The organism is Marinitoga sp. 38H-ov (genome assembly GCF_011057715.1).
GTDB lineage: Bacteria > Thermotogota > Thermotogae > Petrotogales > Petrotogaceae > Marinitoga.
In genome coordinates this window covers 67,181-81,246 of sequence record NZ_LNGH01000022.1, presented here as the reverse complement: position 1 = coordinate 81,246, position 14,066 = coordinate 67,181, and the positions used below count along the sequence as shown (strand labels likewise).

The following is a 14,066-nucleotide window of genomic DNA, read 5'->3' as shown; positions in this document are numbered from 1 at the left end:
AGACCGTGGTAAACACAGCGGTCTATTTATCATTTTCATCTAAACCCCTTCGCGAAGCGAAGTGCCTTTTTCAATAATATAATCCTCTATATTCCTTTTTTCTGAATTTACATTTATTCCTATGAGATATATTTCTTTTCCTTTGTATTTTTCATAGTATTTCTTCTCTTTTATCTGTTTTATTGCCTCTTCTGCACTTTTGTCCAGTTTTGCTTCAAAGATATATACACTTTCATTAAATTCCAATACTACATCGCTTCTTCCTAAATTTGTCATTTCTTCTGCTCTTACATTTAATCCTGCTATTGCCAGTATTGCAAATATTAATGAGTGATAATATCTTTCTTCTTTTTGATGTAGATTATACGGTATTGCACTTATTACTTTTTTTATTTCTTCTATTAATCCTTTTATATCATTGTTGTATATTTTTTCATATATTATGTTTTCTGCTTCATCTAATCCTTTTAATCCATAGTTTGCTTCTAATATCAATCTTGAGAAACTACTTTTTACTTCTATGTTTGGATAATCAAGTATATATTTCTTTTTTAATCCTAATTTTTTTATCCCTTTAAATGTTAAATATCCTGCCTGTGTGAAGAATATATTTGCATTTGCATCTTCTATTTCTCTTGTCGAGAAATCCATTGCACTTACTGTGTCTTTTACTAAGTCTTCATAGGTTATCTTTCTGTTTTTTATGTATTCGTATAAGAATGATGGCGATCCACTTTCAAACCAGTAATTTTTAAATTCTTTTTCTTCAAAGAATTTCAATATTGAGAATGGATTATATACATAATGTTCTCCATCAAATGAAAATCCATTATAATACTCTTTTAATCCTTTTAATAATTCTTCTTCACTTATTCCCATTTCTTTTGATGTTTCTTTTATGTGTTCGTTGAAATAATTTTCGAGTTCTTCCTGTGTATATCCTAACATCTGTGAGTATTTTTTGTTTAATGATATATCGTTTAAATTGTTTAATGCAGAGAATACTCCTGTTTTTGTGAATTTGGTTATCCCTGTTATGAATACAAATTTTATGTATTCATCTTTTGTTTTTATTTTTTTATAGAATTCTCTTAGAAATCTTCTTACTTTCTCTGCTTCTTCTTTGTTGTTTAAATGTTCTAATATTGGCGCTTCATATTCATCTATTAATATTACTACTCTTTCTTTATATTTTTTATTTAATTCTTCTATTAAATTTCCAAATTGTGTGGGTAGATTATTTTTTATAGGAAGTATATCTTCACTTTTATATAATTTTTCCATTTTTTCATTTAATGATTCTATAAAATCTTCATATGTTGTTAGCATGTTATCAGACATGTCCAGTTTTATTATTGGATACTCCTTAAATTCCCATTTGTCATATATATATGTATCTTTGAATAATTCTTTTTCTCCTTTGAATATATAATACAATGTTGAAACTGTTAAACTCTTTCCAAATCTCCTTGATCTGGATAAGAATATCGGCACTTCTGAACTAATTAAATCATATATGTATTTAGTTTTATCTACATATATATAATTACCTTCAATTATTTTTTTATAATCTTGAACTCCTATTGGCAATTTTTTCATCAGTTCCACCTCCAACTTAATTATATCATATAAAAAATAAATAAAATATTATAACAAAAGTGTCTGATTTAAAATCAGACACTTTTTATTGAATATTAATACAATACATTTTCTATAAAAATTCTTAAAATTTTAAATTCTTCTTTTAAAGTTGGCATTTGTATTTTCCATATTGGTTCTTCTTCAAAGATTTCCGCTTTAGTTTTATATACTATTGTATTATCTTGATTCAATATGATTATTGTATGGGGATATAATAATTTCATTTTTTCTTGAATAATTTCATAATCATTTATTCCCTCAATTAAAGTAACTTCTAAATTAGAATATTCTTTTTTCATAATTTCTTTTATATTATCTTTTTCTTCTTTATTTACTAAGAGTAAAATTTTAACTTCTAATTTATCAGAAACATTATCATTTAAATACTTAAATATCTTATTATATTCTTTGTTCAATGGTGCAAACAAAATAATTTTCCACTTTTTATTACTTTCTAATTCTATTCTCTTATTACCTAAATTTATAGTTTTAGAAAATTTATTTCCAATATCACTAATTATATTTTCATTCGTTTTATTAAAAACAATCCTCTCTCCATTTTTTGAAATTTCTGTTACTTCATAATTCTCTCCATCAATATTAATAAACTTTCTAAATATTTCATTACTTTCATATTTGTAATCAAAATTCAAATCTATACCCAATATGATGTTTTCCAAATCATATATTCCATCAGAGTTTGTATCTGCAATAAACATTTTATACTTTTTACCATTAATATCAACATAACTTTCTTTTCTTGTTATACCAAAATATCCAAATTTATCTAAAAAATATTCTAATACAATAGTATATTCATAATTTTGTCCTTCAAAATTGTAATTAATTGTTGTAAAATCATATATTTTATTATCCAGACTTTCAAATATATAGTTATCTGTATAATCATCTGTCAAATTTTTATTATTATTCGAATCTACAATAATAACCCTTTTATTATTTTTTATCCCTGTAATCACATTAAAATAACTATTACCAATATTAATTTTTCCAAATTGAATCTTTTCAAGATTTGGATATACTAAAATTTCTGATGGCTTTTGAGATAAAACTATTGGATTAAATAATGTCTGCATCATACCAACTTTTGTTTGATTCAAATTAACAGTAATAGATGCATATGCAATCAAAGGCAACAATAATAAAATAATAAGTAATTTCTTCATCCTATCACCCCATATTAATTAAAAAAATCACAACATATATTAATTATAAGACTCAATTGTTAACAATTAAGTTTATATAAATTACAATATTATTAAATAAAATATATACATAACTCCTGGGAATTCCCAGGAGTTATGTATTAAATGTATTATTTCATTAAATATTTAATTGTATTTATTGCAAGTTGTGCATCATCTCCCCATTGCCAACCATTATGTAAAATATCTCCTGAATCTCCAGTTCCGTCATCAAATGGTGAACTATCTCCAATTGCGACTACTTTTCCTTTTCCATAATTAGTAACTACCATATATGGTTTATTTTCAGAGTTGGCAATCAAAACTTTTACATTATCTTTTAATATTTCAATAGAAGTTCCATTCCAAACTCCTATATTTTTAATTCCTTGAGTAATTTCATGATCATATACATATTTTAAAGGCGCTTCTTCTAAATCATCTCCAACAAATTTAAATCCAAATTCCTCTACAAATGTATTAAATATTCTTGGAGAATCCCAACCATTTCCATTTCTATCTGAATTACCGTGATCAGCAATGATAAATAATGATCCTCCACTTTTAACAAAATTCAATATTGCAGACATTTCTTCTTCTTTAAATGGTTTATTTGGTTCTGGAATAACTAATATCTTATACATTTCAAGGATATATTCATCAATATCTTCTTTTATTTCATCAACTTTTAAACCTAATTCTTTTGAAGCATCTGCAAAATCAGAATAACCTCCATTAATTACCCAATCAGCATTTCCAGCTGTTTGTCCATGATTATTATCAAATAATATCTTATTACTATAACTATCTTCGATTTTATTCATAGGTATTATTATCATACCTGTTTTATTTCCACTTTTATCTGATATGGTTCTTAATACTAATTTAAACTCATCCGGTACTGTTTCTAAATTTATTTTTAGTATAGTATTATTTCTCAATAATTCAACATTCATTATATTGCCTTTTAGTATTCTAACAGACTTATTAGCTATAATACTTTGTTCATTAAGTGGTTCATTAAATTCTACAATAATTGAATTATCTTTTACTGCATATGTTTTAACTTCTGGTGGAAATAAATCATCTACTATTATATCTTCCATATTTCTAGGCCATAATTCATGAATAGTCATATATTGGCCTAAAACACCTATTACTTCCATATTAATTCCTACTTTAAATAATGCAGGGGTTATTCCTGTATTTTCTCTAATAAACACCATACCTTTTCCACTACCATCATCTATATATATTTTCCTCATATCAAATTTATCAATTTCAACAATTTTACCTTTTGCTTTAACTAATAATCCTTCATAATCATTATTATCTATTTCTTTGGTTTTTATTTCTAATGGTTCTGGTAATTTATTATTTCTAGATAATATTTTAAAATAATGCCTATTATTATCACTTTCTAAAACTAGTTCGGTATTATTTCTATGTGTCCATATATAACCACGTGCTTCTACTAAATCCCCTCTTTTAACATCTTTAAATTCTCCACCTCTAAAATACAAATTAATACCAGCAGTTTCATCTTGCAAAAAGATAATATTTACATCAAAAGGTCCTGGTTCTACTGTAACTATTCCTCGTATAACTACAGTTTGTAAATCCTTTAATTGTCTTGCATCTGAAATACTTACTATATTAGATGAAAAAGATAAAATAACCATAAGCAAAATCATAAATAATAAAAATAGTTTTTTCATATTATCCCTCCCCAATCTGTTTTAATTTAACATAACATTATATCATAAAATTAACTCATTTTACTTTTATATTTTTCATGTTATAATATATTGACTAAAAATTTTTGAGGTGGAATATTATGCTTAATTTAAATAAACAAAAAATATTTATACTATTTATTTTTCTAATAGGAATTATTTCGATTTTTAAAATCTCATATCCATTTATAAAAGATAGCGATGAAAATCTGATATTTCAGAATACTAATTTAGTCAAAAACAATGTAACTTCTGATGATTATACTTTTGTTGTTCTTGGAGATAACAAAAACTCTATATCTACTTTTAATAAAATTATTCAACAAATAAATAATGATAATTCTGTTAAATTTGTTATTAATACAGGAGATATGGTTTTTGATAGTAACCCTATAAAATATGATTTTTTCTTAAAACAACTCAAAAATTTAAATAAACCTATGTTACCTGTATTTGGTAATCATGATGTCGCAGATGGCGGAGTTGGTAGATATATTGATATATTTGGACCATTATATTATTCATTCAATTTAAAAAACTCCTATTTTATAATGTTAAATAATTCAAATGAAGAAGAATTAGATCCATGGCAAATGAATTGGTTAAAAGACGAATTGGAAAAATCTAAAAATTATAAATATACTTTCGTTTTTATGCATGTCCCTATATATGATCCTAGAAAGGATATTAATAATCAACCTGGGCATTCATTAAAAAATTTATCTAATGCAGAAGAATTGTTAAATCTTCTGAACAACTATGATATAACTCAAATATTTTTTGGACATATTCACGGTTATTACATAGGCAAATGGAAAAATGTTCCCTATACGGTAACTGGCGGCGCGGGTGCAGAATTGGTGGGTAAGAATCCTGATCATGATTTTTACCATTATATTAAAGTCCATGTGAACGATAATAATGTTTCATATGAGTTAGTTAAACTAGATTCACCAGATTTTAATTTCATTGACAGAGTATTCGCTGTATATACTTATACTCTAACATTGTCATTAATTTCTGGATTATATTACTTTTGATTTCAGCTTTAATTCTTTTAAATTTATATCTTAAAAGGTTTGATTATTTTTCCTTTTTCAAGAGATTTAAAAATAAATAAAATTCATTATTTCTGGAGGTGTTATATTGAAAGATTTTATACTTGGACTACTAATGGGAATAGCTAACCTCTTACCTGGAATTAGTGGTGGAACTATTGCTGCAATTTCAGGAAGATATGAAATTATTTTAAAAGCAGCATCAGATTTTGTTTCATTAAAATGGAAAAAAGAATCATTAAATGTCATAATATTTTTAGGTGCTGGAATAGCAACTTCTATAATATTATTATCAAAAATACTTTCAATTTTATTTGAAAAATATCCTGAATATTCATATGGTATATTTACTGGATTAATTATAGGAGGTTTATTATATTTACTAAATCAAATTAATTTCAAGAAAACTTCAAATATTTCTGTTATTACCATTTCTTTTATTATTTCATTCTTTTTATTAAAATTTGCTGAAAACTTCGAATCAACTAATGGAAATGTTTCTTTTTGGTATTTAATATTAGGAGGAATAGTTGGTTCAGCAACAATGGTATTACCAGGAATTAGTGGTTCTTCTATGTTATTAATAATGGGAATTTATAAGCCTGTAATTGATGCTATTTCTAATATTAATTTAAATATTTTAATACCTGTAGGTATAGGGGTTATTTTAGGTCTTGTATTGATTATTAAATTATTAGAAAAACTAATGGAAAAATTCCATGAACAAGTAATTGCGTTTTTAATTGGTTTAACTATTGCAGGAACTATATTAATATTTCCTATTACATCAAAATGGCTTACATATGTATTTTTTGTATTAGGAATTTTTATCTCAAAATATTTAGAAAAAATATTAAATGAATAATTAATAAATAAAAGAGGTGAAATAAATTGCAAGAGATTTTATTAGGCATTATTCAAGGTTTAACTGAATTTTTACCAGTTTCCAGTTCAGGACATTTAGCTTTATTTTCTAAATTGATTAATTTTGATCCAAATGTTTCGTTTTTTGCATTTCTTCATTTAATGACTTTTTTTGCTGTTTTATTATTTGTGTATAAAGAAGTGTGGTTTATTTTAAAAGGAATGTTTAGTGGTAAAAAAAATGCATGGAACTTAGCTTTAAAAATTATAGTATCTTCTATTCCTGCAGCTTTTATTGGATTAATGTTTGAAGAACAAATTAGTGAAGCTTTTTCATCATTAAAACTAGTAGGTGTATTTTTCTTGTTCACTTCAATAGCTATGATTTTATCAGATAGATTTAATGGTAAAAAAGATTTAATGAATATATCTTATATTGATGCAATAATTATAGGCTTATTTCAAGCTGCTGCTATTTTTCCTGGAATTTCAAGAAGCGGTTTTACATTATTTGGTGCATTACTTTTAAAAGCTAAAAAAGAAGATGCTTTAAAATATTCATTTTTAATGAGCTTACCTGTTACATTTGGCGCAGGATTATTAGAAATTAATAAGGTTAATTTTACTCCATCTGTTATAAATTCGGGAATTGCCACATTTATTTTTGGAGTTTTAGGTCTTTATATTCTGAAAAAAACTGTAATAAATGGAAAGCTTAAATACTTTGGATATTACACAATAATCGCTGCTATTATAAGTTTTATTGTTTAAAACTTTTATTCGAAGTGATATTATGAAACTATTATTAACAGGAAAAGTGGGTGTAGGAAAATCAACTATATTGAGAAATGCTATAAAAAAATATAATATAAAAAATGGCATTTTCACCCAAAAAATTGGTGAAAATGTTTATGCGTGGTTATTAAACTCATCAAAAAAACACATAATAGGAAAAAAATATAATTTTGGCATGCAAATAAATGAAGAAGGATTTAACGAACTTACTGACGAATTAAAAAATATAAAATTTCCAGATTTTTTTGTTATAGATGAAATCGGTTATTTAGAAGAAAAGTATCTCCCTTTTTTAATTGAATTGGAAAGAATTATTGAAGAATCAAAAAATTTTATAGGAATAATACGGCTATTTTTTCAGGAGAGGTATTACTTTTTGGCCAACTTACCCGTGATTGAAATAACAGAAGAAAATAGGAATAATATAGATTTATAAAAATAAAAGCTCCAGATTTCTCTGGAGCTTTTATGATGCCATATATCTATATGGAATCGGGGGATGGGGATTTCAAAATTATTATATCTTAGATATATTAATTTAATGTTACAATAAATCCTCGTTCTTGTATTTTTGGTTAATTTTAATTCTGTTTTTCTTTTAATGCTTTTAATACTTTTTCTGGAGTAATTGGCAAATCTTTTATTCTAACTCCCACAGCATTATAAACAGCGTTGGCGATTGCAGCTGGAGGTGTATCTATTCCAATTTCTCCAACACTTTTTGCGCCAAATGGCCCTGTTGGTTCATAACTATCAACTAATTCTACATCAAGATTTTTAATATCTACTCGTGATGGTATCTTATAATTCATCATATTATTCGTTAATAATCTTCCATTTTTATCGTATATAACTTCTTCATACATTGCCATTCCAATACCTTGAGCAAGTCCTCCCTCAACTTGAACTTTAGCAAGATTTGGATTTATTGGAGTTCCACAATCAACAACAGCTACATAATTTAATAAATCCACCTTACCTGTCTCTGTATCTACTTCTACCTCTGCATATCCAGCCATAAATGGTGATGGTGATTCATCTCCAACATATGATCCTGTTGTGCTTAATTGTTTTTGATTTTCATTATAATATAATATTTCTGCTAATTTTTGTAAAGTAATTTTATTATCTTTTGTTCTAATTTCTTTTCCATCAAATTCAACCTCTTCTATTGGTACCTCAAAGTATTCTGCTCCAGCTTTTATTATTTCTTCTTTCATTTTTTCAGCTGCTATTCTTACTGCATTTCCTGATACATATGTGGTAGATGATGCATACGCACCAACATCAAAAGGCGTTACATCAGTATCAGATGAATATGGTATTATACTTTCTGTAGGAACATTTAATACTTCTGCTGCTATTTGAGATAATATAGTATCACTACCTGTACCTATATCTGTAGCACCTATTAGTAAATTAAATGATCCATCTTCATTTAATTTTATTGTTGCAGCTCCCATATCTATTTTAGCAATACCAGATCCTTGCATAGCAATTGCCATTCCTACACCTTTAACTTTTTTACCTTCTTTTTTAGCTTTAAACTTATTTTCCCAATCTATTTTTTTAGCACCTTTTTCAACACACTCGTCTAACTTACAGCTTCTTACTATCATATCAACGCCTTCTCTACCTTCACCCATAATCTTGAAGATAGGAGATGTTTCTTTTTCTCTTATCATATTTATTTCTCTTAATTTCACCGGGTCCATATTTAATTTATAAGCTAACATATCCATTGCAGATTCAATCGCAAAGTTTGCTTGAATTGCACCATACCCTCTATATGCACCAGCAGGTGGATGATTGGTATATACTACATCGCCACCAAACCTTACTGCTTTTACCTTATTATACATAGGTAATACTTTGGACCCTGCGACCATAAAGGTGGTTAAAGCATGTTCTCCATATGCTCCTGTATCTGAAAGTCCTCTTACATCAATTACATTTATTTTTCCATTTTTATCTGCACCTATAGTTACATCAAATCGCATAGGATGCCTTGTATAAGTAGATTCAAAAACTTCTTTTCTTGTATAATATACTTTTGCTGGTTTTCCTGTTTTCAATGTAACCAGAGCAACATATGGCTCTCCGTGAATCGCTTGTTTCCCACCAAATCCACCGCCAACACGTGGTTTTATTACCCTTATCTTCTTTATTGGCAAATCCAATGCTCTTGCCAATATCCTTCTGACATGAAATGGAACCTGTGTTGATGTAACAACAACCAGTCTCCCTTGCATATCAATATACGAATAAGCTGCATGTGGTTCCATCATAACATGAGCTTGTGCTTGAGTATAAAATCTTTCTTTAACAACAACATCTGACTCTTCTATTTCTTTTTCTATATCCCCAATACTCATTTCATATGTAGCAGCAATATTATTTTTTGGATCTGAACTTACAAAACTTTCACTTTTATAATCTTTTTCAGGATGAATAATAGATTTTGATCCTTTACTTTTTTCAAAATCCAAAACAGGTTCTAATACTTCATATTCAACTTCTAGCAATTTCAATGCTTTTTCAGCTGTAAATTCATCTCTAGCAGCTACTACAGCTACTTCATCACCTACGTATCTTACGTATTCATCTAATATATATTTATCATATGGTGATGGTTCTGGATATCCTTGACCTGCTCTAGTAAAAATATTTCTTGGAACATTTTTATATGTTAAAACACATTCTACTCCTTCTAAAGATTTTGCTTTTTCAGTATTTATATTTTTTATTCTTGCAAATGCATGTGGAGATCTTAATATTTTTACAACTAAAGAATTTTTTGGTGCTAAATCATCTGTATATACTGGTTGTCCACTAACTAATCCATATCCATCAACTTTATTAATAGGTCTTTTTACTTCTTTCATGATCTCACCTCAAAATACTTTTTTATAGCTCTCATTTGTGGCATATATCCTGTACATCTACATAGATTCCCTACTAAATATTTTTTCATTTCTTCTTCAGTTGGATTCTTTAAATCTCTTTTCATTGCATATACATTTAAAATTAGTCCAGGACTACAAAAACCACATTGATCTGCTCCTTCATCTAATAATGCTTGAGATATAGCTTTAAATTCAGGATCATCTCTTAATCCTTCTATAGTTGTTATTTTATGTCCATCTGCCGATGCAGCTAAAACAGAACAAGATAGTACTGGCTTTCCATCCATTAGTACTGTACAAACTCCACATGTTCCTGTATCACAACCTTTTTTTACACTCATATAATCTAGTCTTCTTAATACATCTAATAAAAATTCTGAAGGAGATACTTCTACTTCTTTTAGCACATTATTTATTGTCATTTTTATTTTCATTTTATTACCTCCTCTAAACCTCTTTTAACAAGAACAGGCGCTATCATTTCTCTATATTCTTTTGATCCTTTGATATTAGTTCCATAATCCATTTCTTGAGCAGCAATTTTAGCAGCTTCTTCAATGTTATTATTTTCTTTTAAATAATTCATAGCATTAATAGCTAATTTTGCTACAGCAGGTCTAGCTCCTATTGCTATTCTATAATTATTATCTTTATCTACAGAAACTGCTGCATTTAAAATAGAAAAATCATAGAATGAATTTCTAATATTTTGGAATGAAAACTTTCTATTTTCATTTTTTATTATTATCTCCACTAAAATATCTTTTCTTATTCTTTCTTCTAAAAAAACTTCTAATGGCATTCTACCATTATTAAATAATACAATATCCGTATTTAATGCTAATAATGCTGTAATCAAATCAGAAAATCCTAATCTAGGAAAAATTGTTCCACCAATAGTCGCAACATTCCTTAGTTGAACAGACCAAATTAATTGAAATACTTCAGATAATTTACCATTAAAAGCATTCTTTATAATTTCACTTCTCTCTACATATCCTAATGGTGTAGCTCCGCCAATTTTTATTTCATCATTTTCTAGCTTTACATAATTTAGCCCTACATCTTGTAAATCAATAGCTAAATTTATCTTTCTAGATGATAATCTCATGAAAGCTCCACTACCTATAATTTCAGCACCTTCTACACTTAATAGTTTTTCATAAGCCTCTTCTAATGTTTTCGGTCTAAAATAATCTTTGATTTCAATCACCCTTATCACCCTTCCCTGAAATTTATTCTTAATTTTTATTTAAATTATAGTATGATTTTAACATTAAGTTCTTAACCATTTTTTTCCTATAATCAGCTGTTGCTCTAACATCTGTTATTGGATTAATCCTTTCATAATATTTTTCTGCTAATTCTTCAAACAATTCTTTGGAGAATTTTTTACCAATAACACCATCTTCTATATCCTTAAATCTAACAACAGTAGGACCTACAGAACCATACGCTATTTTTATTTCTTCTATAATTTCTCCATCTAACTTTACTAATACTCCTAAACTAATAATTGCAATATTCATAGCATTTCTTTTACCTACTTTTTCATAATAATATTTAAACCCTTTTCTTTCTTTTAATTCTATAGAATAAATAAACTCTTCTGGTTTTAATCTTAATCTGCCTGGTCCATCTATTAATTGGTGTATTCTCACTTTTTTATTTGACGGTTTTATTTCTGCATATCCATGGAATAAATAAGTTGCAAGGAGAAAATCCCCTGCAGGTGATGCATTTCCTATATTTCCTATTGGAGTAGCTCTATTTCTAATTTGAGGGGAACCTATTTGCTTTATTATATCTACTACCATAGGAAATCTATCACAAAATTCATTATTACTTAATAGATCATCATATGTAGTATTAAGAGGAATTCTAATTTTAGAACCATCAAAGGTTATTTCCTCTTTTTCTAATCCTTTTGTATCTATAACAACTTCTGGATTTATTACTTTTGCTCTCATTTTAACCATTAAATCGGTTCCACCTGATAATAACTTTGAATCATATTTCGCTTTTAATTCACTTAATTCATTTATTGTATGAGGTTTATAATATCTAAACATTATTTCTCACCTCTTGCAGCAAATTTTACAGCTTCTATTATTTTGGTATATCCTGTGCATCTACATAAATTTCCTTCTAGACCTTCCTTTATTTCTTCTTCTGAGGGATTAGGATTTTTATCCAATAATACTTTAGTAGACATAATAAATCCCGGAGTACAAAAACCACATTGTATTGCACCTTTTTCAATATATGCATCTTGAATTTTTGTATCTCCAATTTCATTTAAGCCTTCAAGAGTCCATACTTCTTGACCATCAAGTTCAACTGCTAATACCATACATGAATTTACGTTCTTACCATTTAATATTATGGTGCATGCACCACATTCTCCTTCCCCACAACCTTCTTTAACAGATGTCATTCTCATATCATCTCGTAAAAAATCAAGTGCCCTTTTATGTTCTAAAACATCAAATTCAACATCTTTACCATTTAATTTAAATTTAATTATCATATTCTTCAATCACCTCTCTAACAGCATTAATATCTGGTTTAACTCTTTTTATTTCAACAAATTTTTCTATTGCTTTTATATCTTTTAGACCATTTCCTGTTACTATTATAGATACTTTTGCATCTTTTCCTAATTTACTGGCAACCTTTTTTAAACCAGCATATGATGTTGCTCCAGCTGGTTCAGCAAAAATCCCAGATTTAACAGACAATTCATATATAGCATTTAATATTTCTTCATCGGAAACTGAAATGAAATATCCACCACTTGCTTTTATATATTTACATGCTTTAATTACATCACGCGGTTTTCCTACACTAATACTATCTGCTATTGTTTTAGTCTCTATATCATCAGGTATGAATGGTTCTCCCTTATCAAATACTCTTTTTATAGCTGCAGCACCTTCTGCTTGCACTCCGATAATTCTTGGTATCTTATCTATTAATCCTAATTTATAGAAATCATAGAATCCTTTATAAATTGAACTAATTACAGTACCATCACCCACACTTACAAAAACAAAATCTGGTATGTTCCAATTATTTTGAACCGCTATTTCTAATGCACCTGTTTTTTTCCCCTCAAGTAAATAAGGATTTATTGCAGAGTTTCTGCAATACCATCCTTTTTCTTGACCTATTTTTAATGAAATATCAAAAGCATCATCATAACTTCCATCTATTGGAATAACCTTTGCACCATATATAAATAGCTGCGATATTTTCGCTATTGGCGCAGATGCTGGTAAAAATATAAATGTTTTTAATTTAGTGGGAGCACTTAATCCAGCAAGTGAACTTGCAGCATTACCAGTAGAAGCACAATAAATAGTATCATAACCTTTTTCGTATGCTTTAGTTATTGCAATTGCAGATGCTCTATCTTTATATGATGCGGTTGGATTAGTTCCATCATATTTTATAGTTAATTCTTTTATACCTAAATTTTCAGCCATTTCTGGCATATTATATAACGGAGTTCCTCCAACATGTAATTTTGTCCTATAACTATCTTTTTCAATTGGTAAAATTTTCTCAAATTGCCATATATTATCATATTTTGAAAATTCTTCTCTACTTACTTTTATACTTTCATAATCATATATAACCTCTAATGTTCCTAATCTATCTCCACATATTGGACAAGTATATTCAACTTCATTAGGTTCATATATTTTATTACAACTAATACATTTTAATTTGTAATGCATTTTATTCCCCCTATTTTTTTTACTTTTCAACTATATTAAATTTTACATGATTTTATATTTATTTTAAACCTCGCTTAAACCTATTTGAGTTTGAATATATACAATAATATACAATTAT

General features: G+C 27.3%; 13 protein-coding genes. 4 read left to right on the top strand and 9 right to left on the bottom strand.

The window, feature by feature from the left end:
* Positions 1–39: 39 nt before the first annotated feature.
* The 3 genes from AS160_RS07145 to AS160_RS07135 form a co-directional block, all read right to left on the bottom strand.
* Positions 40–1,599: an ATP-binding protein gene (locus AS160_RS07145; RefSeq protein ID WP_165146975.1), complete on the bottom strand. Its 1,560-nt coding sequence runs from the start codon at positions 1,597–1,599 to the stop codon at positions 40–42.
* A 95-nt stretch (positions 1,600–1,694) separates the two neighbouring features.
* Positions 1,695–2,828 (bottom strand): hypothetical protein, encoded by a 1,134-nt coding sequence (locus AS160_RS07140; RefSeq protein WP_165146972.1) that lies wholly within the window; start codon positions 2,826–2,828, stop codon positions 1,695–1,697.
* A 149-nt stretch (positions 2,829–2,977) separates the two neighbouring features.
* A complete protein-coding gene (locus AS160_RS07135) occupies positions 2,978–4,564 on the bottom strand; it encodes a DUF4350 domain-containing protein (protein ID WP_165146969.1) in 1,587 nt (528 codons plus the stop codon).
* Positions 4,565–4,683: 119 nt separating this feature from the next.
* On the opposite strand from AS160_RS07135, the gene AS160_RS07130 reads away from it, so the two are divergent.
* The 4 genes from AS160_RS07130 to AS160_RS07115 all read left to right on the top strand — a co-directional run bounded on the left by AS160_RS07130 (position 4,684) and on the right by AS160_RS07115 (position 7,735).
* Complete coding sequence (locus AS160_RS07130; protein WP_165146966.1) at positions 4,684–5,622, top strand: metallophosphoesterase; 939 nt, start codon at positions 4,684–4,686, stop codon at positions 5,620–5,622.
* A gap of 106 nt (positions 5,623–5,728) precedes the next feature.
* Complete coding sequence (locus AS160_RS07125) at positions 5,729–6,505, top strand: DUF368 domain-containing protein (protein WP_206528130.1); 777 nt, start codon at positions 5,729–5,731, stop codon at positions 6,503–6,505.
* Positions 6,506–6,531: 26 nt separating this feature from the next.
* Complete coding sequence (locus AS160_RS07120) at positions 6,532–7,275, top strand: undecaprenyl-diphosphate phosphatase (RefSeq protein ID WP_165146963.1); 744 nt, start codon at positions 6,532–6,534, stop codon at positions 7,273–7,275.
* 22 nt (positions 7,276–7,297) lie between these two features.
* Positions 7,298–7,735 carry a nucleoside-triphosphatase gene (locus AS160_RS07115; protein WP_165146960.1) on the top strand — a complete coding sequence of 146 codons (438 nt, stop codon included), beginning with the start codon at positions 7,298–7,300 and terminating at the stop codon, positions 7,733–7,735.
* A 145-nt stretch (positions 7,736–7,880) separates the two neighbouring features.
* Here AS160_RS07115 and AS160_RS07110 read toward each other — a convergent pair whose 3' ends face one another.
* Genes AS160_RS07110 through thrC form a run of 6 tightly spaced genes read right to left on the bottom strand, consistent with a single transcriptional unit; the run spans position 7,881 to position 13,948 of the window.
* A complete protein-coding gene (locus tag AS160_RS07110) occupies positions 7,881–10,184 on the bottom strand; it encodes a molybdopterin cofactor-binding domain-containing protein (protein WP_165146957.1) in 2,304 nt (767 codons plus the stop codon).
* A complete protein-coding gene (locus AS160_RS07105) occupies positions 10,181–10,639 on the bottom strand; it encodes a (2Fe-2S)-binding protein (protein ID WP_165146954.1) in 459 nt (152 codons plus the stop codon). The genes AS160_RS07110 and AS160_RS07105 overlap by 4 nt, the downstream gene beginning before the upstream one ends.
* A complete protein-coding gene (locus tag AS160_RS07100; protein ID WP_165146951.1) occupies positions 10,636–11,418 on the bottom strand; it encodes an FAD binding domain-containing protein in 783 nt (260 codons plus the stop codon). Before AS160_RS07100 ends, AS160_RS07105 begins: the two co-directional genes overlap by 4 nt.
* A gap of 28 nt (positions 11,419–11,446) precedes the next feature.
* Positions 11,447–12,277 (bottom strand): FAD binding domain-containing protein, encoded by an 831-nt coding sequence (locus tag AS160_RS07095; RefSeq protein WP_206528129.1) that lies wholly within the window; start codon positions 12,275–12,277, stop codon positions 11,447–11,449.
* Positions 12,277–12,735, bottom strand: coding sequence for a (2Fe-2S)-binding protein (locus AS160_RS07090; RefSeq protein ID WP_165146948.1), 459 nt, complete (start codon positions 12,733–12,735; stop codon positions 12,277–12,279). The genes AS160_RS07095 and AS160_RS07090 overlap by 1 nt, the downstream gene beginning before the upstream one ends.
* Positions 12,725–13,948: a threonine synthase gene (gene thrC, locus AS160_RS07085; RefSeq protein WP_165146945.1), complete on the bottom strand. Its 1,224-nt coding sequence runs from the start codon at positions 13,946–13,948 to the stop codon at positions 12,725–12,727. The genes AS160_RS07090 and thrC overlap by 11 nt, the downstream gene beginning before the upstream one ends.
* Positions 13,949–14,066: the final 118 nt, after the last annotated feature.